The organism is Acidimicrobiia bacterium, assembly GCA_040902765.1.
Lineage (GTDB): Bacteria > Actinomycetota > Acidimicrobiia > Spongiisociales > UBA11373 > DATKBG01.
On the sequence record JBBDWO010000004.1, the window covers coordinates 1 to 24158 of the forward strand.

At 68.2% G+C, this 24158-nt stretch carries 22 protein-coding genes and 1 tRNA gene; 15 read left to right on the plus strand and 8 right to left on the minus strand.

Translation table 11 applies throughout. The annotated features are described in order from the left end of the window. Positions 1–171: 171 nt before the first annotated feature. Positions 172–1827, minus strand: coding sequence for an arginine--tRNA ligase (gene argS, locus WEA29_01615; protein MEX2322452.1), 1656 nt, complete (start codon positions 1825–1827; stop codon positions 172–174). Positions 1828–1896: 69 nt separating this feature from the next. On the opposite strand from argS, the gene WEA29_01620 reads away from it, so the two are divergent. Next, positions 1897–1968, plus strand: a tRNA-Arg gene (locus WEA29_01620). Between the two features lie 260 nt (positions 1969–2228). Further along, positions 2229–2573: a nitroreductase family deazaflavin-dependent oxidoreductase gene (locus WEA29_01625; protein MEX2322453.1), complete on the plus strand. Its 345-nt coding sequence runs from the start codon at positions 2229–2231 to the stop codon at positions 2571–2573. A 42-nt stretch (positions 2574–2615) separates the two neighbouring features. On the opposite strand, the gene WEA29_01630 is transcribed toward WEA29_01625, so the two are convergent. Then, positions 2616–2876 (minus strand): hypothetical protein, encoded by a 261-nt coding sequence (locus WEA29_01630; GenBank protein MEX2322454.1) that lies wholly within the window; start codon positions 2874–2876, stop codon positions 2616–2618. Between the two features lie 478 nt (positions 2877–3354). Further along, positions 3355–4113 carry a CPBP family intramembrane glutamic endopeptidase gene (locus WEA29_01635; GenBank protein ID MEX2322455.1) on the minus strand — a complete coding sequence of 253 codons (759 nt, stop codon included), beginning with the start codon at positions 4111–4113 and terminating at the stop codon, positions 3355–3357. Between the two features lie 110 nt (positions 4114–4223). Between WEA29_01635 and WEA29_01640 the strand changes: the two genes are divergently transcribed. After that, positions 4224–5012: a Ku protein gene (locus WEA29_01640; GenBank protein MEX2322456.1), complete on the plus strand. Its 789-nt coding sequence runs from the start codon at positions 4224–4226 to the stop codon at positions 5010–5012. A gap of 258 nt (positions 5013–5270) precedes the next feature. Then, positions 5271–5690, plus strand: coding sequence for a TIGR03668 family PPOX class F420-dependent oxidoreductase (locus WEA29_01645; protein ID MEX2322457.1), 420 nt, complete (start codon positions 5271–5273; stop codon positions 5688–5690). 82 nt (positions 5691–5772) lie between these two features. Here WEA29_01645 and WEA29_01650 read toward each other — a convergent pair whose 3' ends face one another. Next, positions 5773–6852 carry a PaaI family thioesterase gene (locus tag WEA29_01650; protein MEX2322458.1) on the minus strand — a complete coding sequence of 360 codons (1080 nt, stop codon included), beginning with the start codon at positions 6850–6852 and terminating at the stop codon, positions 5773–5775. Between the two features lie 80 nt (positions 6853–6932). On the opposite strand from WEA29_01650, the gene WEA29_01655 reads away from it, so the two are divergent. Next, positions 6933–8879, plus strand: coding sequence for an adenylate/guanylate cyclase domain-containing protein (locus WEA29_01655; protein ID MEX2322459.1), 1947 nt, complete (start codon positions 6933–6935; stop codon positions 8877–8879). 19 nt (positions 8880–8898) lie between these two features. Here WEA29_01655 and WEA29_01660 read toward each other — a convergent pair whose 3' ends face one another. Then, on the minus strand, positions 8899–10131 hold the full coding sequence (locus tag WEA29_01660) for an adenylate/guanylate cyclase domain-containing protein (protein ID MEX2322460.1): 1233 nt from the start codon (positions 10129–10131) through the stop codon (positions 8899–8901). A 147-nt stretch (positions 10132–10278) separates the two neighbouring features. Here WEA29_01660 and nosZ point away from each other — a divergent pair, with 147 nt between their 5' ends. The 6 genes from nosZ (at position 10279) to WEA29_01690 (ending at position 16796) form a co-directional block, all read left to right on the plus strand. Beyond that, complete coding sequence (gene nosZ, locus WEA29_01665) at positions 10279–12270, plus strand: Sec-dependent nitrous-oxide reductase (GenBank protein ID MEX2322461.1); 1992 nt, start codon at positions 10279–10281, stop codon at positions 12268–12270. Between the two features lie 68 nt (positions 12271–12338). Then, on the plus strand, positions 12339–12725 hold the full coding sequence (locus WEA29_01670; protein MEX2322462.1) for a cupredoxin domain-containing protein: 387 nt from the start codon (positions 12339–12341) through the stop codon (positions 12723–12725). A 92-nt stretch (positions 12726–12817) separates the two neighbouring features. Further along, positions 12818–14770, plus strand: a complete 1953-nt coding sequence (locus WEA29_01675; protein ID MEX2322463.1) for a NosD domain-containing protein — start codon at positions 12818–12820, stop codon at positions 14768–14770. Then, positions 14767–15462 carry an ABC transporter ATP-binding protein gene (locus WEA29_01680; protein MEX2322464.1) on the plus strand — a complete coding sequence of 232 codons (696 nt, stop codon included), beginning with the start codon at positions 14767–14769 and terminating at the stop codon, positions 15460–15462. Before WEA29_01675 ends, WEA29_01680 begins: the two co-directional genes overlap by 4 nt. After that, a complete protein-coding gene (locus WEA29_01685) occupies positions 15459–16289 on the plus strand; it encodes an ABC transporter permease subunit (protein MEX2322465.1) in 831 nt (276 codons plus the stop codon). The genes WEA29_01680 and WEA29_01685 overlap by 4 nt, the downstream gene beginning before the upstream one ends. A gap of 30 nt (positions 16290–16319) precedes the next feature. Then, complete coding sequence (locus WEA29_01690; GenBank protein MEX2322466.1) at positions 16320–16796, plus strand: Rrf2 family transcriptional regulator; 477 nt, start codon at positions 16320–16322, stop codon at positions 16794–16796. Here WEA29_01690 and WEA29_01695 read toward each other — a convergent pair. After that, complete coding sequence (locus tag WEA29_01695) at positions 16742–18409, minus strand: cation:proton antiporter (protein ID MEX2322467.1); 1668 nt, start codon at positions 18407–18409, stop codon at positions 16742–16744. The genes WEA29_01690 and WEA29_01695 overlap by 55 nt on opposite strands. A gap of 101 nt (positions 18410–18510) precedes the next feature. On the opposite strand from WEA29_01695, the gene WEA29_01700 reads away from it, so the two are divergent. The 4 genes from WEA29_01700 (at position 18511) to WEA29_01715 (ending at position 22656) form a co-directional block, all read left to right on the plus strand. After that, complete coding sequence (locus tag WEA29_01700) at positions 18511–19413, plus strand: ABC transporter ATP-binding protein (GenBank protein ID MEX2322468.1); 903 nt, start codon at positions 18511–18513, stop codon at positions 19411–19413. After that, positions 19410–21011, plus strand: a complete 1602-nt coding sequence (locus WEA29_01705; GenBank protein ID MEX2322469.1) for an ABC transporter permease — start codon at positions 19410–19412, stop codon at positions 21009–21011. Before WEA29_01700 ends, WEA29_01705 begins: the two co-directional genes overlap by 4 nt. Positions 21012–21099: 88 nt before the next feature. Next, entirely contained in the window at positions 21100–22125 is a 1026-nt protein-coding gene (locus WEA29_01710; GenBank protein ID MEX2322470.1) for a pirin family protein, read from the plus strand. A gap of 9 nt (positions 22126–22134) precedes the next feature. Continuing rightward, positions 22135–22656, plus strand: a complete 522-nt coding sequence (locus tag WEA29_01715) for a macro domain-containing protein (protein ID MEX2322471.1) — start codon at positions 22135–22137, stop codon at positions 22654–22656. Between the two features lie 11 nt (positions 22657–22667). On the opposite strand, the gene WEA29_01720 is transcribed toward WEA29_01715, so the two are convergent. Together WEA29_01720 and WEA29_01725 are read right to left on the minus strand one after the other, a co-directional pair. Further along, positions 22668–23198: a nitroreductase family protein gene (locus tag WEA29_01720; protein MEX2322472.1), complete on the minus strand. Its 531-nt coding sequence runs from the start codon at positions 23196–23198 to the stop codon at positions 22668–22670. Between the two features lie 23 nt (positions 23199–23221). Next, positions 23222–24118 carry an EamA family transporter gene (locus tag WEA29_01725; protein ID MEX2322473.1) on the minus strand — a complete coding sequence of 299 codons (897 nt, stop codon included), beginning with the start codon at positions 24116–24118 and terminating at the stop codon, positions 23222–23224. Between the last annotated feature and the right edge of the window lie 40 nt (positions 24119–24158).

A 24158-nucleotide genomic window follows, 5' to 3' on the forward strand; every position in this document is an offset into this window, starting at 1 on the left:
TAAAGGATGTCCCCGGTCCGCACACCCCGAAGGGGGAGGTGGCAGCGACCGCCAGGTCGCTGACGGAGGGGGAGGGCTGACGCGTCGCGAGACCTACGACGCAGCAGCACCTCTTCTGGCCATGAGCCAAGAGCCAATAACTATGAAGTCGTGCCGGACGAAGCCCGGCGCCTACATGCTCTCGGGAGCGCTCACCGCCAGCAGGTCGAGAGTGGCCCGGACGGCGCTCTTGGCCGCCTCTATGAGCCACAGGCGGGCCTGAGTGCGGGCCGGGTCGTCGGTGACCACCCGGCAGTCGGTGTAGAAGCGGTGGAACGCCGTCGCCAGTTCGTGGGCGTACGCGGTCACCCGGTGCGGGGCGCGCCGACGGGCCGCCTCGACGACCTCCTCGCCGAGGCGGTCGATCTGCTTCATCAGGTCCAACTCGGCGGGATCGACCAGGACCGTCAGGTCCACCTCAGCGAGAGGCGCCCGGGTCACACCGGCTTCGGCGGCGAAACGCTCCAGTGAGCAGATCCGGGCGTGGGCATACTGCGAGTAGTAGACCGGGTTGTCCATCGACTTCGCCTTCACCGCCTCCAGGTCGAAGGTCACCTGGGTGTCGGGGCTGAAGGCCGCCAGATGGAAGCGGGTGGCGTCGGTGCCGACCTCCTCCAACACCTCGCGGAAGGTGACAAACTCCCCGGCCCGGGTGGACATCTTCATCGGCTCGCCCGCCCGGCTCAGGTTGACCATCTGGTTGACCAGCACCTCGAGGCGATCCGGGTCGTAGCCGAGCGCCGCCACCGCCGCCTTCATCCGGGGGATGTACCCGTGGTGATCGGCACCCCAGATGTTGATCACCCGGTCGAAACCGCGCTCGAACTTGTCACGGTGGTAGGCGATGTCGGGCGCCAGGTAGGTGTAGCGGCCGTCGGAGGTGATGATCACCCGGTCCTGGTCGTCGCCGAAATCGGTGCTGCGGAACCAGGTGGCGCCGTCCTTCTCGTAGACGAAGCCCGTGTCGCGCAGTTCGGTGATCGAGGCATCCACCGACCCGGACTCGTGCAGGGAGGTCTCACTGAACCATCGATCGAAGGGAATCCGGGCGAGCTCGAGCGTCTCTTCGATGTCGCGCATGGCCCGGGCCAGGCCCCAAGTTCGGATCGTGGCGCGGCGTTCCCCGTCGGGTAGGTCAGCCCAGGCATCGCCCTGTTCGTCGCGCATCTCGGCAGCCCACTCGGTGATGTAGGCGCCGTGGTAGCCGTTCTCGGGGAACTCGACGTCGCGGCCCAGTGCCTGCAGGTAGCGGGCCTCCAGGCTCGCCCCGAAGTGCTCCATCTGCACCCCGGCGTCGTTGTAGTAGTACTCGCGTTCCACCGGATGCCCGGCGTACTCCAGGCAGCGCACCAGCACGTCGCCGATCACCCCGCCCCGACCGTGACCGAAGTGCAACGGCCCGTTCGGGTTCGACGAGACAAACTCCACCTGGATCCGCTCACCGGCGCCGGCATCACTGCGGGCGAACCCGGGACCGCCCTCGGCGGCAGCCCGGACCACCTCGTGGTACCAGGTCGGGGCGAGACGCAAGTTGATGAACCCGGGTCCGGCAACCTCCACCGACTCCAGGTGCGGTATCCCGTCGAGGGCAGCGGCGATCGCCTCGGCCACCTCGCGCGGCGGCTTCCCGGCCTGTCTGGCGGCGACGAGTGCCGCGTTGGCGGCCCAGTCACCGTTGGCCCGATCCCGCGGGCGCTCCACCATGAAGTCGACCGAGCCCACGTCGGGAAAGGCCTTCGCCAATGCAGTGGCGACTGCAGCGCTGATGGTTTCGGAGAAGCCGGACATCGTGGCGCCGGATGGTACCGGGGCATCTCGGGCACTCCGGTGCCGTTGATACACTCGCCGTCGTCCCCCGCCCTCGTAGCTCAGGGGATAGAGCACCGGCCTCCGGAGCCGGGTGCGCAGGTTCGAATCCTGCCGAGGGCGCCCAGTCCGACCGCCCACTCCGTTCGATTCCTATCCAGAATCGAACGTCCTCACGGTTCGCGACTCAGAAATAGCCTCGCGGCTCGCACCAGATGAGCAACAAGGCTCTAGCCTTGATATCGCCCACGCGGAGAAGGTTCGAATCCTGCCGAGGGCACTTCCGCCGAGCTTCGCTCGGCGGAGTCGCCCGTCACCGGTCACCCGTCACGCGTCAGAGATTTCGGAGAGAACTCGTGCCCTATCCACGATGGCTTGCTCGTGTGAACAAGCGGTTGTTCAATCCTGGGGTGGTGCGCCGGGGTGCCAAGCCGATCGTCCGGCATGTTGGAAGGCGGACGGGGACGTCGTACCTGACGCCGATGGACGCTCATCCGACCACCGACGGGTTCGTGCTAGTCGTGCGGTATGGACCGGACTCGGACTGGGTGCGCAACATCCTCGCTGCGGGTGGCGCCGCTCTCATCGTCGATGGGAGCGAGCATGCAGTGGGTGCGCCGCGGCTCGTCACCCAGCAGGAGGCAGCCGATCAACTGCGCCCGGGGGTCGATCCGGGCCGTGACTTCTTCAAGGCCGAGCACTACCTGCTGGTCGACCACCGGAGCTGAACGTCGAAATCCTGAGTCGACCCCGGCGGGCCAGAGCTGCGCTCACCGACGTTCGACGAGCGCAACGAACTGCACGACACCGTCCTCGTTCTGCGTCCAGTAGATCGCAAAGGTCCGATCCTTGGCTTCGATTGTGACTTTCCATGCCCAATCGAAGTCACCCATCACGCGTGCTTGTCGTGCCCACCCAGAACCCGGCTCCCCCACGACGCGAAGTAGGGCAGCATCGAGCAGGTCGATCACGCTGTCGTCTACGGCGTCGTACACCCGAGCGAATGTTGCGGAGACCTCGAAGTCGGCCATCGCGGCCACGATATCACAACCGGATACCCCTCCGGGGCAAATGGGTCTTTGCCCACTATAGGCTGTAGTGCTAGATTGACACCTATCAACATGCGTGTTGATCCAAGGAGCACTCACCCCATGACAACCGCCCCCAAAGTTCCCCGCCGTACTCGCGTCGTCGTCGATGTTGACGAGCGAGGACGAATCTCACTGGCCAGGTTCGGCTTCAAGTCGACGCAAGTCGTTGTAGATACAACGGAGACTGGTGGACTTATCCTCCACGCCGCTGTAGCACTCACACCCGATGAGGTCTCCCACTACACCGACCCAGACGCTGTGCGGTTGCTCAACGAGGGTCTCGATGACCTCCGCGAAGGGCGGACCCAGCAAGGCGTCTTGCGATCGCAAAAGCCAGCTAAGGCGTAGTCTCCAGGCGAGACAGCACCCCGGCCTTTCAGCAGCCAGCACCGTGACACGGCCGGCCGCGCTGCACCCCTCAGAACAGCACTGACCACAGGGTTCCGAAGCCCTGGTCGTGGCCGATCACCAGCAGGTCCATGGTGATGGCCACCGTCCAGTGCAGGAAGAACCCCCACAGGAAGGACCGCGACTTGAGCGCGATCCAGCCGAGGATGAATCCGGCGACGATGGCGGCGCAGGTCTCGGCGACCGGCTTGCCAAAGTGGATCATCGTGTACGGGATGACCATGACCGGGATGGCGTAATAGCCGAGTCGGGCGTGCAGGCCGAACAGCATGAAGCCGCGGAAGAACGCCTCGACACCGAGGAACTGGAGTCCATAGAAGAGCTGGAAGCCCCAGAAGTGCCATCCCCCGAGCCCGGCCAGGTCGTAGAAGGGGTATTTGGCCTGGAAGGCCGGCATCAGCGACGCCAGCCACAACAGGGGCACCATGCCTACCAGGAAAAGCGCGTAGAGCCGCAGGTGCCGCCACTGCCCCCGCACCCGGAACCCCCAGTCGCCGGGGCGCTGGCGCAGGACGAAGACGATGATCGCCACCGGGACCAGCACCCGCAACACCACGCTGCTCACCCCCCAGTACTGAAACGGCAGCAGCGGGAAGTACTCGGCGTATCCGGGGCCGAGGGCGTCGGCGATGCCGCGGTGCCACCGGGTGCCGCTGAACCACCCTGGCAATCCCCAGTACTCAAAGACGACGAGGATGACCGTCGCCGAGACGAACACGATCAGCGACTGCCGATCGATCCGTTCGTGTTGTGCTGGGATGTCGACCACTCGGCCTCCGGGAGGGAGCCCGGAACGCTACCGGCTCATTCCCCGCAGCCGATGCCGCCGCGCACCGACGGCACCTATCATCGACAGATCGCGAAACCCCGGGAGTACCCGTGCGACCCATCTGGAAGGGCGCCATCTCGTTCGGCCTGGTGACCATCCCCGTGGCGCTGTTCACCGCCACCGAGGACAAGCGCCCTAAGTTTCGTCAGCTGCGTTCGGGCGACCACGCCCGGATCCGCTACAAGCGGGTGGCCGAGTCCGACGGCGAAGAAGTCCCCTACGACGACATCGTCAAGGGGTATGAGTTCGAGAAGGACCGCTACGTCGTCTTCACCGACGACGAGCTCGAAGCCGCGCTCAAGGCCAAGGGGTCGGGCATGGTCGACGTCGTCCAGTTCGTCGACATCGAGGAGATCGACCCGATCTACTACCGGTCTTCGTACTACCTGGGCCCCGACAAGAGCGGCGTCAAGGCCTACCGAATCCTCCACGACGCCCTGGCCGCCAAGGGCATGGTCGGCCTTGCTCGAGTGGCGATCCGGGACCGCGAGTACCCGGCAACCCTGCGAGCCGACGACGGAGTGATCGTGATGGAGACGATGTACTGGCCCGACGAGATCCGCGAACCCGTCTTCGAGGAGCTCACCGAGGAGATCGAAGTGCGGCCCGAGGAGCTCAAGATGGCCGAGCTCATCATCGACAACCTCACCGCCACCTTCGACCCGACCGCCTGGATCGACGATTCGCGCAATGCGGTTGAGGAGTTGGCCAAGCGCAAGCTCGACGGCGAAGAGATCGTCACCGCCGCCGGCACCCCGCAAGCAGCCGAGGTGGTCGACATCATGGAGGCGCTCAAGGCGAGCGTCGAGGCGACGAAGGCGAAGCGCAAGGCCGGCTGAGGGGGTGCGCGAATAGGTCGCTGGCTTTATCAGGTTTCGGCTTGCCACAAGCCGAAACCTGATCCCGGGGCGAGCCTATTCGCGCACCCCCTGAGGCTCGGTCGACGGAACCGGCCAGCATCATCCACCGGGCGGCGCCGCCCGCAGAAACATCCCGTACCCTCTGACGATGCGGTGTGACTCGAGTCCGTTGGCGGCGCGTGGCCGTGCTGCGGCACTTCGCGACGGTGACGCCACTGCCCGGCAAGGGCAGGTGTCGTGACGCTCAGTCGGGGCGCGGCCCTCGCCAGGTTCGCCGCCGCACCCGTGGCGTCGCTCGCGACGACCCGCCCAACGGGCGAACCGCACATCGTCCCGGTGACGTTCATCGTCGGCGGCGACACCGCCTACACCATGGTCGACGCCAAGCCAAAGACCACCACGGCGCTGCAGCGCCTCGCCAACATCGCCGCCAACCGGGCCGTGTCCATGCTCGCCCACCACTACGAGGACGACTGGACCGGACTGTGGTGGGTCCGGGTGGATGGGGAGGCTGTGATCTCCGAGGACCCGGAGGTCATGGCCGCCCTCCGCCGACCGTTCGGCGAGAAGTACCCGCAGTATCGGGATCAGCCGCCCGGCGGGCCGGCCATCGTGATCGGGATCACCGACGTCACCTGGTGGGATTGGTCCCGCTGAGAGGATGGGCCCACCGGCCAAAGTCGAGCGTCGAGGCAACCAAGGCGACACGAAAGGCGGAGGACCCGGGAGACCCCCGGCACTACCCGCTCTCGCGCAGGATCTCGTCGGCGGTGTGACCCTGGGCGAAGGCGGCGGCGCCACCCGGTAGCACCAGGCACGACGAGGTCGCCATCGCCACCCGCTTGCCGGCTGAATCGGTGATGTCACAGGCCGACACCCGCAGGCGCTTGCCGGAGTGCCGCACCTCGGCGGTGGCGGTGAGGTCGCCGGTGCCGACCAGAGCCGGTCGGGTGTAGCGGATGTTCATGTCGATGGTGGCGAAGACGTCACCGACATCCTGCATCGAGTAGACGGCGCCGCCCATCATGAAGTCGGCAAGCCACGCCAGCATCCCGCCGTAGATCGCCGGGCCGCCGTTGGAGAACCACGGCGACGTGGGCAGCGTCCCGACCACCCTGCCCGGCTGCATGTCGACCGGGCGCCACCCGGTGAGCCGCGTGATCGGGAAGTACACCTCGCCGGCCACCCCCCTGCGCTGAAGTTCCACCGGGGCCAGGCTCACGATGTCGTCGAGGGAGAAGTAACAGCCCTCCGAGGGTGGCTCGCGCAGATACGGGTCGGGCGGATCGGTGGGTCCCGTGTCAGGCTCCGGAAGGTCGGCGGTGGGATCGACCGGGACGTCGCCGATCAAGCAGCGAGTCGATCCGAAGCCGAGCAGGCGCCCGTTCTGGTCGGCGATCTCGATGCTCGACAGCCCGACCGTGGTTCCCAGATGAATGGTTCGTGCTCGTCCCACGATGTTCGTCGTCGCCCGGGTGATCGGGCGCACGAACGACATGTTGAGCTCCGTGGTGGTCGCCACCTTCCCTGCAGGGAGCCCGGTCCAGATGGCGAGGGCGAGCGGGGCATCGGCGAACAGGGCGAAGATGCCGCCCCAGTAGATGCCGAACCCGTCCTCCAGCCAGCGGGTGATCGGCATCGAGAATGTGCAGGTCCCGGGTCCGGCTTCGGTGGGTCGGGATCCGAGGAGACGGTTGATGGGACCGCCGGGCAGTTCGCCGCGAATGTAGCGACGCACACTGTCCAGGCCGGCAGTCTGGAAGGGGCGCAGGTCGCCGATGGCGCCCCGCACAGGCTCGTCGGGAACCAGATGGACCACGGCGCCACGCTAGCCAGACGGAGTGCCGCCAGCGGAGGCGTCTCGCCCCACGGAAGCGACAGGCCGCGTACGCTTGGCCCATGACGTCACGGGTCGAGCCACCGGAGATCGCCCGCGAGGCAATGAAGCGCCACGATTGGGAGGACGCCTACCGCGAGCTGTCGCAGGCCGACGAGCGGGGTCTCCTCGATGCCGCTGGCTTGCGAGCGCTCGCCGAGACCGCCTGGTGGACCGGTCGACCCGAGACCGTCCTCGAAGCCGCCGAACGGGCCTACGGCGCCTACCTCACCCAGAGCGACCCGGGTGGTGCGGCCCTGGCCGCCTACGAGCTGGCGCTCCAGCACGCCATCCGGCTCGGCGGCCCGATGGCCATGGCGTGGATCGCCCGAGCCGACCAGCACGCCGCCGAGGCGCCCGACTCGGCCGCGGCCGGCTATGTGAAGATGCTTCACGGGATCATGGCTCTCGAAGGAGGCGCCACCTTCGAGTTGGCGATCGAGAACTTCGATGCCGCCCTCGAGGTGGCCGGCCGCACCGGGGACGACAACTTGCAGGCCCTCGCCTCCCACCAGAAGGGAAGGGCCCTCTGTGGCCGGGGTGACCAGGCCGGTGGCATGGCCCTCATGGACGAGGCGATGGTGTCGGTGGTCGGGGGCCAGCTGACCCCGTTCGCCTCGGGAATCATCTACTGCTCGATGATCTCGGCGTGCGCCGACATCGGTGACATTCGCAGGGCGGCCGAGTGGACCGAGGCCACCACCAGGTGGTGTGAGCGGTTTTCGATCAACGGTTTCCCGGGCGTGTGTCGGGTGCACCGAGCCGGGGTCCTGCGACTGCGCGGTGACCTATCCAACGCCGAGAGCGAGGCCCGCCGGGCGGCCGAGGAACTCCCACGGTTCAACTTTCTGTCCGGCGTCGGGGAGGCCTTTTACGAGATCGGCGAGATCCGGAGGCGTATCGGCGACTTCGCCGGGGCTGACGACGCCTACGCCACCGCTCACGAGCACGGAAAGGTTCCCCAGCCGGGGCTCGCCCGGTTGCGCCTCGCCCAGGGGAACCTCGACTCGGCCCGCTCCGGAGTGAACCGGGCCCTCGCCGAGATGAAGGACCGCCCCAGGCGTGTCGAGCTGCTGAGCGCTCAGGCATTGATCGCCCTTGCCGCCGGAGACCCGGACTCGGCCACGGCCGCCGCCGACGAGATCGACGAGCTGGTCTCGGTGATACCGGGGACAACACTCGAGTCGGTGGCTGCCTCCACCAGAGGGGCGGTCCTCCTCGGAGCGGACGACCCTGAGGGGGCGCTCCCTCATCTCGGGCGCGCCCTGCGGGGGTGGCTGGACGTCGACGCCCCGTACGAGGCCGCCGAGGTCCGGCTGCTGCTGGGACGTGCCTACCGCGCCTCTGGGGACGACGAGACGGCGACGCTGGAGCTTCGCACGGCTCGCACCACCTTCGAGCGACTCGGAGCTGCCTGGATGGCCGAACGCGCTGGCGAGCTGCTGGGGGGCATCACGGCGGCGTCGGGCGAGCGGGTCCATCGGGCTCTGATGTTCACCGACATCGTGAAGTCGACCGATCTGGTCGGGGCCATCGGCGACGAGGCGTGGGAGACCCTGCTCGCCTGGCACGACCAGACGCTCCAGTCCCTGTTCGCCTCCCACGGGGGCGAGGTCGCCCACCACACCGGCGACGGTTTCTTCGTGGCCTTCGACGACACTGCCGCCGCGGTGCGCAGTGCCATCGCGGTCCAGCGAGCGCTGGCCGAGCACCGGCGAGCCACCGGCTTCGCCCCCACGGTGCGGATCGGGATTCACACCGCCGAGGCGACGCAACGCGGCCGCGACTACAGCGGCGGGCAAGTGCATGTGGCCGCTCGGGTTGCCGACCAGGCCGAGGGAGGCGAGATCGTCGTAACCGAGGCCGCTCTCGCCGAGGCGGGGACCGAGGTCCAGGCGTCGAAGCACCGTGAGGTCGCGCTCAAGGGCGTGGCCGCCCCGGTGGCCGTGGTATCCATCGACTGGCGCTGAGCGGAACCAGCAGACGCTTTCAGGCGCTCGAGTCGTCGGCGGCGCGCCCCACCAGGAACCAGGTCTCCATCGACCCCTTGCCCCGCACCTCGATCTCGCCGCGGGACTCGAATCGGTAGCGACCGTCGAGGAGCCGGCGATAGCGCGAGGTCACTTGAATCCGACCGGGGACACCGTGTGACTCCATCCTGCTCGCCGTGTTGACCGCGTCGCCCCACACGTCGTAGGTGAACTTGTGCGTCCCAATGACCGCACCCACCGCCCGGCCGGTGTCGATCCCGATGCGAAACACCACCGATGACTCGCCAAGGGGCATCCCGGCGACCTCAACCAGCAGGTCCAGAGCGAGCTCGGCAATGGCCTCGGCGTGATCCTCCCGGGCGATCGGCGCCCCGGCCACCACCTCGTAAGCATCACCGATCGTCTTGATCTTCTCCAGCCCGTGCCGCGCCACCAGGGCGTCGATGGCGGCGAATATCTCACCGAGATCGGCGACGACGCGTTCGGGCGGCAGCGCAGCGGTGGTGGAGGTGAAGCCGACGATGTCGACGAACAGGATGCTCACTGCGGGGAGCTCGTCGGCGATCACCCGCTCGCCCGCCTTGAGCCGTTCGGCGATCTCGCCGGGGAGCACGTTGAGAAGCAGCGCGTCGGCCAGCTCGCGCTGCTCCTGGATGACGGCGCGCGCCCTGGTCCGCTCGCCGTCGAAGAACCGGAGCCCGGCGAAGTAGGTGAGGCCGACGGCGATGGCGTTGATCACGAAGAAGGTGCGAGCCATGGTCCCGGGAAGGGGTGCGACCTGCTCTGCCAGCCTCGAGTCGAGGAATCCGGACAAGACGGAAAGGCCGATGAAGCCGACCACCCAGCGACCGACCGGGGCACCGAACATGACGGCTAAGGCCGGAACCATGAGCCCCCAGGTGGAAACGGCTCCCGAGTGCTGGTATCCGCCAAGCACCCATTGCAGGAGGAACGGGAGCACCGTCATCGTCACCAGGACCACCGTTCGCGGGACCCGAATGCGAGCGGTCCGGTAGAGGAAGGCCAGGGCGACGATCGCTACCACGACGTAGGAGTAGGGGATGAGAGCGGCGAGGGGACGCCCGACCATCAGATAGACCGATCCCCACACCATCGCAGGCGGCACGATCAGCAACGACACCGCGGTCAGGGTCGCCTTCTCCAGGCGGACCGCGTCGTCGTCGCCCGGGGCCGCGCCGAACCCGGCGACCCATGTGGTGAGACGCGACATGGGGCCACCCTATTCGGTACGACGGTGCCCGAGCTTGGGAAGCATCAGGGTCTTTCGGCCCTGGAGAGGGGTCGTGTACCTCCGTACTTTGTGAAGTAATTCACTAATGGTTGGCCAGGAGCCAGCCGAGAGAGAGGTAGCACGAGCATGCAGCGTCGCAACATCTTCTGGACCGTGGGCGCACTGGTCCTCGGTCTCATCGTCGGCGTGGCCGGTGCCCGGCTGGGCTTCGGATCCGCGTCCGGCGGAAACCTTGCGAACATCGCCGCCGAACGCGGCCTCACAGGTGCAGAGGCCGAAGCGGCCCTGGCGACGTTCGTACCGCCCGGTGCCCACGACGAGTACCTGATCTTCGCCTCCGGAGGTCATAGCGGGCAGATGCACGTGATCGGCGTCCCGTCGATGCGCCTGCTCAAGACCATCCCCGTGTTCGCCCCTGACGCCTGGTCGGGCTACGGATACGGGGCCGACTGGAGCATGGAACTGCTCGCCGGGGGCTCGGATGCGAGTCAGAACGAACCGCTGACCTGGGGCGACACCCATCACCCGGCCCTGTCGGAGACCGGCGGCGACTACGACGGTCGCTTCCTGTACATCAACGACCGGGCCAACGGTCGGATCGCCATGATCGACCTGCGCGACTTCAAGACCAAGCAGATCATCGACGTCCCGAACATGGAGAGCTCCCACGGCGGTGTGTTCGCCACGCCGAACACGGAGTACGTCCACATCTCGGCGAAGACGCCCTCTCCGATCTTCTTGGAGAGCGGGTACGCCCCGCTCGACGAGTACCAGGAGCACTACCGCGGCGTCTCGAACTTCATGGCGGTCGACCCGGAAACCGGCCGCATGGACCTCGACCGCAGCTTCCAGATCGAGCTGCCGCCGTACAACCAGGACCTCGCCGATGCCGGGAAGCTGGCCAGTGAGGGCTGGGCGTTCATCAACTCGTACAACGTCGAGATGGCAACCGGCGGGAACCTGGAAGGCAATCCGCCCATCGAGACGGGTGCCATCGCCTTCGACTACGACTACCTGCACATCATCAACTGGGAACTGGCCGAGCAGGTGGTCGCCGAGGGCAAGTTCGAGATGGTCAACGGGATGCGGATGATCCGCCTGCAGACGGCGATCGACGAGGGCATCCTGTGGTTCGCTCCTGAGCCACGGAACCCCCACGGCGTCGACGTTTCGCCCGACGGCAACTACATCGTCGTCTCCGGCAAGCTCGACCCGAACGCCACCGTGTACTCGATCGACCGGATCGAGGCGGCCATCGCCGCCGGCGACATCGAGGGCTACGACCCCTTCGGCGTCCCGGTGCTGCGCTTCGACGCCGTCATGGAGGCCCAGGTGGAGCTCGGTGGCGGTCCGCTGCACACCCAGTTCGACAACCGTGGCAACGCCTACACCAGCCTGTTCGTGGAGAGCGCGGTGGCCCGGTGGACGCTGGGACCCGAGGCCGGTGTCGCCGAAGGCGACGCCTTCACCCTGGTGGACAAGATCCCGGTGCACTACAACATCGGGCACCTGGTGACCGCTCATGGCGACACCGTCAACCCGCACGGTCGCTATCTGGTGGCGCTCAACAAGTGGGCCATCGACCGACACACACCGGTGGGAACGTTGCATCCGCAGAACTTCCAGCTGATCGACATCGATTCACCGGAACTCCGGATCCTGCGTGACATGCCGATCGGGTTCGGCGAGCCGCACTACGTGCAGATGATCGCCGTCGACAGGCTGGCCGACGTGTGGACGGCCTACCCGATGGGGACCGATCCGCTGACCATGGCGACCTCGGAGGTCGTCACCGCCCCAGGCGAGGAGCGAATCGAGCGCGTCGGCGACACCCTTCACGTGTACATGACGGCACGGCGCAGCACGTTCACCCCGGACGTGATTCGTGCCCGTCAGGGCGACACGGTGGTGATGCACATCACCAACATCGAGACCGCACAGGACGCTACCCATGGCTTCGCCATCCCCAGGTACAACGTCCAGGCGAGCCTGGACCCCGGTGAAGTGCTGACCGTGGAGATCGTCGCCGACCGCTCCGGATCGTTCGCCTTCTACTGCACCGAGTTCTGCTCGGCCCTGCACCTGGAGATGCAGGGATGGCTGCTCATCGAACCCTGACCGACGACCGGCCCGGTGGCGCGCACCCCGCGCCACCGGGCCCACGACCCACTACGAAAGGACACGACATGCGATACAGACACCTGGCACTGATGGCGGTCATCGCCATCGCTCTCGCCGCCTGCGGCGGAGGAGACGAGACCACCACCACCGCCGCCCCGACCACGACCGCTGGAGGAGCCGGCGTGGAAGTGATCATCGGGGCGACCGAGTTCGAGTTCGATCCCGACGAGCTCACCGTCCCGGCGGACACGGAGATCACCCTCACATTGGTCAACAACGGGGTGGTGGAGCACGACATCACCATCGACGAGCTCGACTTCCACCTGCTGGCCCGGCCCGGTGAGACGGTGAGCACCACGCTGACGGTCCCTGCCGGCATCTACATGGTCTATTGCGCCGTTCCCGGCCATCACGAGGCGGGGATGATGGGCACGCTGATCGCGACCGGATAGTGATCCCCTCCTCATCCGCCGCGACCGATTCGCCCGTCACTGTTGGCGGCGGGGAGCCTGGCTCCCCGCCGCCAACACGACGCTCGACGCGGTTGATAACGGCGGCACTCGCCACAGCCCTCATCGCCCTCGCCATCGTCCTGCCCATCTGGCGCTCGAGCCTGAGCGCCCCGCAATACCCGGGGGGACTCGAGTTCGTCGCCTACGGCGACCGGGTCGAAGGTGACCTGCAGGAGATCGACAGCCTCAATCACTACGTCGGCATGCGCCCCTTCCGCACCGACCATCTCCCCGAGATGGCCCTGTGGCCGGTTGGGATCGTTGGTGCCTTCGCCGCCATCGCCGTCGCCGCCTTCCTCCGGGTCCGGTGGCCTCTCATCGCTCGCCTGGCCCGCCTCTATCTCTGGCTCCTCCCCGTCACCATCCTCGGGGTCATCCAGGTGCGCCTCTACCAGTTCGGCCACGATCTCGACCAGGGCGCCGCTTTTCGGATGGACGGATTCACCCCGCTCGTGATCGGCCCCACCAAGGTGTGGAACTTCACCGCCTGGTCGATGCCGGGCACCGGGATCTACGCCATGCTCGCCGCGGCGGCGGTGCTCTCGTTCGGGCCCCGGCTGCTCGCCAGGATTCGCCCGGCAGCCCTTGCGACCGCGCTCATACCCGTCCTGCTCATCGGGACGCTTACCCCTCTCGCCGCCGCCGAGACCCGGCTCGATCTCGCAGCGCTGCTGGCGGCGGCCCCGGACGGGGCGACCATCACCCTCGAGCCCGGGACCTACACCGGCAACGTGGTGATCGACCGACCGGTCACCATCGACGGAGCCGGGAACGCCTCGATCGTCGGCGACCGCGCCGGCACCGTGGTCACGATCGCCGCGCCCGGGACCACGATCCGCGGGGTCGCGGTCAGCGGCAGCGGACCCGGTCCGAGCGGCAGCCCCGCGGGCATCCGAATCGAGGCCGATGACGCCGTCGTCGACGGCGTGGTCGTCACCGATTCCTACATCGGGATATCCGTGGCCTCGGCGGCGCGAATTCGCATCGTCGACAGCCACGTGATCGGCCGGGGCGGGACCGTCGGTGGCGACGACCATGCCGTCGGGGGCGACGATCTCGCCGGTGGCGGTCGCGGCGACGGCATCTCCCTGTGGCACGTCGACGACATCCTGGTGCGCAACACGACCGTCGAAGGCGTGCGGGATGCGATTTTCGTGTCGTTCGGATCGGGCACCCTGATCGACGGTAACCGCCTCGTGGACAGTCGCTACGGCGTCCACTCGATGTTCGCCGGCAGCCTCACCCTGGCCGAGAACGTGGTGCGCGGCAACCTTTCGGGCGCCGTCCTCATGTACGGCGGTCCGGCTCTGATCCTGCGAAACCAGCTGACCGACAGCACCTCGGCCTCTACCGGATTCGGCCTGCTCGTCAAAGACGTCGCCGACGTCGAGGCCGTGGAGAACGTGGTGATGCGCAACCGGGTCGGCATCCATGTCGATGGGCAGGCGTCCGGTGAATCGCCCATGAGGTTCACCGCCAACACCATCGCCGACAACCAGGTCGGCGTCGTGTTCTACCCCTCGGCCGAGGCGGTCTTCATGGCCAACTCGTTCATCGACAACGCCGTGCAGGTCCTACAGCAGGGCCGGGGAACGGCGGACGGGATCCGCTGGAACGACCGCGGCCACGGCAATCATTGGAGCACCTACCGCGGCTACGACAACGGCCTCGGCAGGGGTACGACGCCCCACGCCGAGGGGAGCACCGTCGAGCGGGTCCTGGTCAGAGCACCGGTACTGATGCCGCTGGCATCGAGCCCTGCCTTCCGGCTGATCCGAGCCATCGAGGAGCGATGGTCCCTCCAGCATCCGATCCTCGTCGACCCGCTCCCGCTGACCAGGTCGGCGTCACCACCGGTGCCGCGCGACGCCGCGCAGCCGATCGCCGGGGTCGCCCTCGCCGCCATCGGGATCGCCGCCACCCTGGTATCCGTGCGAGCACTGCGTGGCGGGTTCCCGACCCACCGTCCGGGGGTCTCGGGATGAGCTTCCTCGGAGCACGCACCACCGGCCTCGAGATCCTCCGCCTGAGCAAGGCCTACCGCGGTCGGACCGTGCTCGACCACATCGACCTCGAAGTCGACCGGGGATCGATCCTCGCGGTCACGGGGTCCAACGGGTCGGGAAAGAGCACGCTGCTGCGGTGCGTGGCCGGGCTCGCCTCCTGCACCGGAGTCGTCCTGTTCGACGGCGAGCGGATCGCCACCGTCCGCGGCCGGGTGGGTTACCTCCCCCAGGTCCCGGGCCTCCACTCCTGGGCGAGTGTCGCCGAGGTGATGTCGTACTTCGGCCGCCTCCGCGGGGTCGACGACCCCATGGCCGGCGTGCCGGACGGATTCCTGCCCGATGCCTCAGGCCGCATCGGCGTGCTGTCCGGCGGGCAGCGTCAGCGGGTCGCCCTCGCCGTTGCGCTCCTCGGGGCGCCGTCCCTCCTGCTCCTCGACGAGCCCTCGGCGAACCTGGACGACACCGCCCGCGACACCCTGTGGAGCCTGCTGAGAGCAGCCACCGACGACGGCGCCACCGTGCTCGTGGCGACCCCCAAGGACGCCAACCTGGGACCGCTCGCCGACCGAACCGTCCGCATCGTGGACGGTGTCCTCAGCGAATCTATGGCCGCCACGGAGGGCGACCGGTCCCTCGTCGTGTGTGGCGACCTCCAAGGAGGTGTCCGATGATCGCCGCCCGGGGTGTCGGCAGGACCGTCGCCGCCTGGGAGATGCGCAGCGCGGCACGCACGCGATGGCTCCTGGGGGCCGCCCTCATCTATGGGGTCGGCGCCGTCGCCCTCACCCTGGTCGGGTTGCGCTCGCTGCGCGATCTGGGTGTCGGGGGAACCGGTGCCGCCATCGATGGGATCCTCGCCATGGGCGTGCTCCTCTCACCACTGATGGGGCTCCTCGTCGGCGCATCGTCCATCGCCGGTGCACGAGAGCAGGGGACACTGGCCATGCTGGCGGCCCAGCCGATTCGCCGCCGGACCATCCCCCTGTCGACGATCACCGGACTCACGCTGACCATCTGGGCGGCGATCGGCGTCGGTCTGGGCCTGGCCGCGGTGATCCTGTCACCGGTCGCCTCCGGCCGGGAACTCGTCGGACTGGCGGTTGCTGCCGGGGCCAGCCTGGCCGCGGCCGCGGTGGGGGTATCTATAGGCGTCGCCGTATCCGCGATCGCCTCCACCCGGAGTCAGGCCACTGCGGTCGCGGCCGCCATCTGGTTCACCACGGCGCTCGGATTCGACCTGATGCTCGCCGCGGTGGGGCCTGCCATCCGCCTCGGACCGGTGGGATTCCTCTGGTCGGTGCTGCTCAATCCGCTCGAGTCCATCCGACTGCTCGCGTTCTCGATCATCGATCCGGCGACGCTGGGCCCATTCGGTGTGTACATGGCGGACACCTTCGGCACCGCAGGAACCATCGGGATCCTGGCGGGCGCTGTCGCCTTCTGGATCGTGACTCCTGCGATGACGGCGGTCAGGGCGATCCAACGCCGCGACGTGTGACCGGTCGACGAGAGGACTGATCCCGTGCAGATGAGACTCGGCAAGCGAGCCGACTACGCCGTCCGCGCCGTCCTCTCACTGGCACGGACGTGGCGGCCCGGCCAACCCCTCAGGAAGGCCCGACAGATCGCCGGGGAAATGGGGATTCCGGAGAAGTATCTGCCGCAGCTGCTCGCGGCACTCGTCCGGGCAGGGTTCGTCGAGTCGGTGACCGGCCCCGAGGGCGGCTATCGCCTCGTCGATAGCCCGGACCGGGTCACCCTCCTCCAGGTCATCGAAGCCGTGGAGGGGCCGCTGGAGTCCACCGAGTGCGTGCTGCGGGGGGGCCCGTGCCACTGGGACGACCGCTGCGCCATCCACGAGCACTGGTCGGGAGCGCAGGACGCCATGCGGGATCACCTGCACGCCACCACCTTCGCCTCCATCGTGCACACCGACGAGATGCTGGAGACTCACTCCGACGGCAGCGCCTCCGACTCCTCGACGGCCACCGCACCTTTGCCGTAGCCGAGGACCAGGTCGAGCGCCGAGGCCGCCGCGTCGACGAAGGGCCGAAGGATGAACTCGGGTCCGGCTGCCGACAGTCGCTTCGCCGCCGCGTCGTCGAGGGCGACGACCGCCACCTTGCCGGGATAGCCGTGGCTGCGAAGCCCGTGGAGCAGCGTCAGCTGCGTCTCCACGCTGGGGATGGTGCAGATCACCCAGGTGGAACGCGCCAGCGGCAGGGTCTCCAGGAAGTCGAGATCCTCGGCGTCCCCGTACAGCGTCGTGATCGGCTGGTCGGACCAGAAGTCGGCGAGCCTGGGGTCCACATCCACTGCTATCGCCCGCTTCCCGGCCGCCAAGAGGCCGCGAGCGATCCCGGACCCGAGCCGACCCAGGCCGTAGAGGATCACGTCGATGTCGCGCTCGTCGTCCTTCTCCGAAACGTCGCGGGGCCGGCGTCGGTCGAACACCGACAGCACCCTCTCCAGGCGCCGGTAGAGGCCCCGAGCATGGGGAAACACGTAGGTGGAGACCGCGATCGTGATGAGGCCCACCACCGTGATCAGGCTCACCGTGTCGGCCCCGATGTGCCCCAGACTCAACCCGAGCGCGGCCAGGATCAGCGAGAACTCGCTGATCTGAGCGAGCGACACGCCAACGACGAACGAGAGCCTGGCCGGGTATCGCATCAGCCCCATGATCGCGAGCACCACGATCGGCTTTCCGACCAACACGACCGCCGAGAGAATTGCCGCAGCAGCGAGCTGCTGCCGAGCCTCTCCGACCTCGATCTGCGATCCCAATGCGATGAAGAAGAACAACAACAGGAAGTCGCGAAGGCTCACCAATCGGGCCGCGATCGCCTCCCGGAAGGGGGTCGATGCCAGCGAGAAACCGGCGAGGAAGGCTCCGACCTCCGTGCTGAACCCGAGGAGCTCGGTGACCGCGGCCACGACGACGGCCCAGGTGACTCCGAAGATCACCAGCAGCTCGTTCACCCTGGCGAACTCGTGGACCAACCGGGGAAGCACGAAGCGCATCAGCAGGGCCATCCCGGCGAGCAGGGCCGCACCCTTTGCGCCGACGAGGCCCACCTCAGTGAGCACCGACCCCCCGCGAACCCCCCCGATCGCGGTGAGCACGATCATCGCCAGCACCACGACGATGTCCTGAACGATGAGGACGCCAACCGCGATCCGGCCGTGGAGCTGATCGATCTCCCTCCTATCGGTGAGCAGCTTGATAACGATGATCGTCGACGAGAAAGCGAGAGCGAGGGCCACGTAAAGCGACTCGGTGACGCCCATGCTTAGGAGCCGGGCCACCCCGAAGCCGAGCGCCGAGCTGAAAACGACCTGACCCAACCCGGTGGCGAGAGCGACCGGACCGGTAGCCCGCACCAGGTGGAAGTCGAGGCGGAGCCCGACGACGAAGAGGAGCAGGGCGATACCGAGCTCGGCCATCAGTTCCACCGGCCCCTCGGCCACGACCCAGCCGAAGCCGACCGGCCCCACGAGAACACCGATCCCGATGAAGGCGATGATCACCGGCTGACGCAGCCGACTGGCCGCCAGGCCAGCCAGGGCGGCCAGACCGAGTATCACCGCCAGGGTGACGAACGTGTCGTGTGGCATCGAACCGACCCTCCCCGGACCTGTCGGGCAACGGTACCGGCTCGACGGACCCGGATTCGACGTCGGTATATCGTGGTGGCCGTCCAAGCCGGGGAGGGGCAGTGAGCAACGCCATCGAAGTCAGCGGGCTGCGCAAGTCCTACGGAGCGACCGTGGCACTCGACGGACTCGACCTGCACGTCCGTACCGGAGAGGTGCACGGATTTCTGGGGCCGAACGGCTCCGGCAAGACGACCACCATCCGCATCCTCCTCGGACTGATCCGGGCCGAAGGCGGGCGAGCGGTCCTCCTCGGCGGCGACCCGTGGAACGACGCCGCCGAGCTCCACCGGCGGCTCGCCTACGTGCCCGGTGATGTGAGCCTGTGGCCGAGCCTCAGCGGCGGCGAGGTCATCGACCTCCTCGGGCGGCTGCGCGGCGGTCTCGATCAGAAGCGCCGGGCCGACCTCATCGATCGATTCGCCCTGGACCCCACCAAGAAGGGCCGCACCTACTCCAAGGGCAACCGGCAGAAGGTGGCCCTCATCGCCGCTCTCTCCTCGGACGTCGAACTGCTCATCCTCGACGAGCCCACCGCCGGACTCGATCCGCTGATGGAAGCCACCTTCCGCGAACTGATCACCCACGAACGCACCAATGGACGCACGGTCCTGCTCGCCAGCCACATCCTCGCCGAGGTGGAAGCACTGGCCGACCGGGTGAGCATCATCCGAGATGGACGCACCGTCGAATCCGGGACCCTGGAGCAGCTGCGGCACCTCACCCGAACCTCGGTGGACGTCGTCGCAACCACCCCTCCGACGAGCCTCGAACGGATGGCGGGGGTGCACGACCTGGTGATCGACGGCAACCGCGCCCGCTTCGAAGTCGATGGCGAGGCCCTCGGCGCCGTGATGAGCCACGTGGCGGGACTCGGGATCGAGAGCCTGATCTCCCAGCCACCGACCCTCGAGGAGCTCTTCATGCGCCACTACGGCGCATCGCCGGCCACCAAGGACGCATGAGTTCCTACGTCGGCGTCCGCCCGCTGATCCGGCTCATCCTGCGGCGCGACCGATTCCTGCTCCCGATCCTCACGGTGTTGCCCGCGGTCATGGTCGGTGCCACGGCAGCCGCCTTCGCCGACCTCTACCCGACCGACCAGGCGAGGGAACAGTTCGCCACGCTCGTGGCCACCAACCCGGGGATCACCGCCTTCCTGGGCCCGCTCCACGGCACGAGCATCGGGGCCCTCACCTTCTGGCGGACGGTGATCGTCGCCGTGATGCTCGCTGCCCTCCCCGGGGTGTTCCTGGTGATCCGCCACACCCGTGCCGAGGAGCAGGCGGGCCGTCGCGAACTGATCGGGTCGACCGTCGTCGGACGCCACGCCCCCCTGGCCGCCGCCCTGCTCGTCGCCGCTGCCTGGAGCATCCTTATGGGGGCGGGGGTCGCCGCCGGCCTCCTCGCCACCGGACAGCCTGGGGCGGGCTCACTTGCCGCCGGCGCAGCCTGGGCGGGACTCGGCCTCGCCGGAGTGGGGATTGGCGCCCTGACCGCGCAGCTGTTCGAGAATCCCCGGACCGCCCGAGGACTCGCCGGGGGCATCCTCGCTCTCGCCTATGTGCTGCGAATCGTCGCCGACGTCGCCGGTGGCGCACTGGCCGGGCTCAGCTGGCTATCGCCGATCGGGTGGATGCATGAGATACGGGCGTTCGACGGTGAGCGGTGGCCGGTGGTCGGCCTGTTCATCGGGTTCGCCGCAGTGACGACGGCCGCGGCGGCAGCGCTGTCGACCCGGCGCGACCTCGATGCCGGAGTCTGGGCGACCCGCCCCGGTCCGGCTGCTGCCACTCGCGGGCTGAGTAGCCCGAACGGCCTGGCCCGACGGCTGCACCGGGGAGCGTTCGTGGGATGGACGGTCGGGATCGTCGCCTACGGTGTCATCGTCGGCGGCCTGGGCCCCAGCATGGCGGACGTACTCGAGGACAACCCGCAGCTCATGGAGATCCTCGACCGCATCGGCGGCGAGGGTGCCTTCATCGACATCTTCCTGTCGGCCGGCCTCGGCTTCATCGGTCTCATCGGCGCCGCCTACGCCGTGCAGGCGGCCCTTCGGCTCCGGGGCGAGGAGTTGCTAGGCCATGCCGAGACCGTCCTCTCCACTCCGGTGGACCGAGTCCGGTTCGCCGGCTCGCACTCGCTGATGGCCTCCATCGGCCCGGCGCTGGCGATCCTCGCCGGAGGGCTTGCTGCTGGGATCGCCTACGGGGCGGTCACCGACGACCTGGGGGTCCAGGCGCCGCGACTGCTCCTGGCGTCAGCTGCCTACGTGCCGGCAGCGCTCGTCATGGGTGCGCTCACCGTCGCTCTGTTCGGGCTGCTCCCCCGAGCCTCCTCGTGGGCCTGGGCCGTGCTGGTCACCTTCCTGCTGCTGGGCCAGCTCGGTCCCATCCTCGGCCTGGAGCAGACGGTGATGAACCTCTCCCCGTTCACCCACACTCCGGCGGTGCCGGGAGCGCCGCTGCGGATCGCCCCACTCGTCGGACTCACCATGGCCGCAGGGGGGCTGTTCGCCGCCGGTCTCGCCGGCTTCCGGCGCCGCGACGCCGCCATCGGCTGAACCGCCCAACGGCGGGCCCGCACCCCCACCCTTGGGATAGGCGCGCCCCACCCCTACGATCGGTGGTGAGCAACCCGAAGGATCCGTGATGAACCCCAACGCCGTGATCGAGAAGATTGACCTCGGGATGCCGTGGCCCGGTCTCGACCCCTTCATCTTCACCGTCCATCACGTCGACCACTATCCGGCCGGTGACGACCGCCTCGGGCCGGACCGTTCACTCCTCGCCGGCCGCAACCTCGGCGCGGACTTCTCCTACCAGGACGGGTGGAGCATGTACCACGGCGACCACGTCCCCGGCTTCCCCCAGCACCCCCACCGCGGGTTCGAGACGGTCACCGTGGTTCGCCGCGGCTATGTGGACCACTCCGACTCTCTGGGCGCCACCGCCCGTTATGGCGAGGGTGACGTGCAATGGCTGACCACTGGCAGCGGGATCATGCACGCCGAGATGTTCCCGCTCCTCGACCCGGCGGGCGACAATCCGCTGGAGCTGTTCCAGATCTGGCTCAACCTGCCGCCACAGTCGAAGATGGTCCCGGCCCACTTCGGCATGCTGTGGGCGGAGGACATCCCGAAGCTCGAGCCCGCCCCCGGCGTGCGGGTGGAGCTCTTCTCGGGTCCCTGGAACGGTGCGCCAGCTCCACCGTCGCCGCCGCCTGACTCGTGGGCGTCGCGATCGGGCTCCCACCTGGGGATCTGGCACATCACGCTCGAACCCGACGCCGGGTGGGCGCTACCGCTGGCGCCGGCTTCGGTGAACCGGACGCTCCACATGGTCGGCGGAACCATCGTCGACGTCGCCGGAGTGTCGGTAGAGCCGAAGTCTGGTGTGCGGCTCCGCGCCGATACCGAAACGGCCATCGTGAATCGGGGCGATACTGCAACGTTTCTCCTGCTTCAGGGCGAGCCGATCGGTGCCCCCGTGTTCCAGATGGGGCCGTTCGTCATGAACACGCCCGAGGAACTGCGCCAGGCGTTCGACGACTACCGCGCCACCCAATTCGGTGGCTGGCCCTGGTCGGGGCCGAGCCCGGTGCACGCCCGCGACGAGGGCAGGTTTGCGCTCCACGCCGACGGCAAGGTGGAGCACCGAGATCGTCAGACGGCGTAAGCCGATCGCATGACCGTCGTCACAGTCATCACCGGCGACATCACCCATCAGCAAGTTGACGCCATCGTCAACGCCGCCGGCGAGGGACTACACCACGGCGGTGGCGTAGCCCTGGCGATTGCCGAGGCCGGAGGCCCGGCGATTCGGGAGGAGTCCGATCAGTGGATCGCAGACCACGGACCGCTCAGCCCCGGCGTCGCCGCCGTCACCTCCGCAGGCGACATGCCGGCCCGAATCGTGATCCACGTCGCCGGCCCACGGTATGGCGAGGGCGGAGACGACGCCGCCCTGCTCGCCCTGGCGGTCGACACAGCCCTCGACACCGCCGTCGCGCAGGGCTGCCGGTCGGTTGCGATGCCCGCCATCTCCGCCGGCATCTTCGGCTACCCCCTCGCCGAGGCCTGCCGGGTGATCGCCGACGCGGTGACCGCCTGGATCGGATCCAACCCGGACACGCTGGAGGAAGCGCGGCTGATCGGCTTCGACGACGCCACCACGGACGCGTTCCGACTGGCGTCGGACAACGGGTAGCGCACTCCCAGCTACCCCTTCCGACTCTCCCAGGTCTCCCAGTGGACCACGTCGCCAAAGGGCCGTCGGTCGGGCCGAGTGATCGGCTTCAGGGGCCGGTCCGCCGGGTAGCCCAGCGTCATGATCAAGGCGGCAAAGCGGTCCTCGGGTAGGCCGAGGATCTCGGCGGCGAGCGCCTTGTCGTCCACGTACACGATGCCCGAACCGATCCCGAGCGACGTGGCCGCGAGCGTCATGGACGATGCCTGTTGTCCGAGATCGAAGTGGAGGACGGTGCCGCCTCTCGGGTCGTCACCGACGGGGGCGACCATGACGATCGCCGCCGCCGCCTCCGCCACGGGGCCGGCGGCTTGCCACACCCGTGACAGCGCAACCAGTCGCGTGCGATCGGTCATGACGACGAGGTCCCACGGCTGACCGTTCTTGGACGACGGAGAGCGACGACCCGCCTCGGCGATCCGCTCCAGGTCCTGGCGAGAAATCGTACGGTCGGTGAAGTCGCGTACGTTGCGGCGAGTCCGGATGGCATCCCAGGTGTCCATGACCTGAGGCTACCGCCGGCAAATCACTCCGAGCGGCGCGTTCCGGCGCCCGAGAGCGCCCCAACCCACACGCCGAGGAGGACGATCGCTCCCCCGGCGACCCCGGCGACTGTCACTCGCTCGTCGGCGATGAGCGCGCCGAACACCATCGCCGCGATCGGCATCAGCGCCGGCATGTACGCCACTGCCGAGGCGGTCCACCGGCTGAGGGTGAACAGGAACAGTCCGAACAGCACGAGCGACCCGATCACGATCAGGTAGACGAGCGCCAGCCACGTGCTGGCGTTCTGCGGGACCACCCAGGACTCGCCGGTAGCGACAGACAGGGCGAGGAGCAGCACGCTGCCCACCGCCATGGCGGTGGCGTTGGTGGCAACGGGATCGGCGGGTGGGAACAGCTTGAGCACGACGCCCGAGTACCCGGCTGCCAGGGCGCCACCCAGGACGGCGAGCATCGGCAGGAGTTCGATCCGAGCATCGGCTGGAGCATTCGCCAACACGGCGATACCCCCGATCACGATCACCGAGCCGACGAGTCCCCTGAACCGAAACGGCTCGAGGCGGTGGATGGCGACCACGAACAGGGTTAGCAGTGGCGTGGACGCCAGCAGCACCGAAGCGACGCCTGCGTTGAGAGACTGGAGCGCCCAGTACAGGAGCGCGTACACCGCCGTGAACGAAAGGACCCCGTAGATCACGGTTCCGACCAGGGCCCGGCCCCTGGGGAACCTGCTCCGGCGCAGACGCATCACGACCAGGAGCAGGACGGCGGCGATGGCGAATCTGGCCCCGGCGCCGAACAACGGCGGCAGTTCCCTGTTGGAGAAGCGAACGGCGACGAAGTTCATGCCGCCGATGGTCACGGCGATGGCGAAGGCAGCAAGCGTTGTCCGCTCCGGGCCCGTGGCCGGCTCCCGCATCGCGAGAATGATGGCAGGGGGGACGCCCGCGTGTCGGCGT

Coding starts and splice junctions, on each gene's coding strand:
- nosZ (MEX2322461.1), top strand. CDS start 10,279: ATGCAGCGTCGCAACATCTTCTGGACCGTGGGCGCACTGGTCCTCGGT.
- WEA29_01670 (MEX2322462.1), top strand. CDS start 12,339: ATGCGATACAGACACCTGGCACTGATGGCGGTCATCGCCATCGCTCTC.
- WEA29_01725 (MEX2322473.1), bottom strand. CDS start 24,118: ATGCGGGAGCCGGCCACGGGCCCGGAGCGGACAACGCTTGCTGCCTTC.
- WEA29_01715 (MEX2322471.1), top strand. CDS start 22,135: ATGACCGTCGTCACAGTCATCACCGGCGACATCACCCATCAGCAAGTT.
- WEA29_01655 (MEX2322459.1), top strand. CDS start 6,933: ATGACGTCACGGGTCGAGCCACCGGAGATCGCCCGCGAGGCAATGAAG.
- WEA29_01710 (MEX2322470.1), top strand. CDS start 21,100: ATGAACCCCAACGCCGTGATCGAGAAGATTGACCTCGGGATGCCGTGG.
- argS (MEX2322452.1), bottom strand. CDS start 1,827: ATGTCCGGCTTCTCCGAAACCATCAGCGCTGCAGTCGCCACTGCATTG.
- WEA29_01690 (MEX2322466.1), top strand. CDS start 16,320: ATGAGACTCGGCAAGCGAGCCGACTACGCCGTCCGCGCCGTCCTCTCA.
- WEA29_01660 (MEX2322460.1), bottom strand. CDS start 10,131: ATGTCGCGTCTCACCACATGGGTCGCCGGGTTCGGCGCGGCCCCGGGC.
- WEA29_01680 (MEX2322464.1), top strand. CDS start 14,767: ATGAGCTTCCTCGGAGCACGCACCACCGGCCTCGAGATCCTCCGCCTG.
- WEA29_01685 (MEX2322465.1), top strand. CDS start 15,459: ATGATCGCCGCCCGGGGTGTCGGCAGGACCGTCGCCGCCTGGGAGATG.
- WEA29_01630 (MEX2322454.1), bottom strand. CDS start 2,876: ATGGCCGACTTCGAGGTCTCCGCAACATTCGCTCGGGTGTACGACGCC.
- WEA29_01720 (MEX2322472.1), bottom strand. CDS start 23,198: ATGGACACCTGGGATGCCATCCGGACTCGCCGCAACGTACGCGACTTC.
- WEA29_01695 (MEX2322467.1), bottom strand. CDS start 18,409: ATGCCACACGACACGTTCGTCACCCTGGCGGTGATACTCGGTCTGGCC.
- WEA29_01705 (MEX2322469.1), top strand. CDS start 19,410: ATGAGTTCCTACGTCGGCGTCCGCCCGCTGATCCGGCTCATCCTGCGG.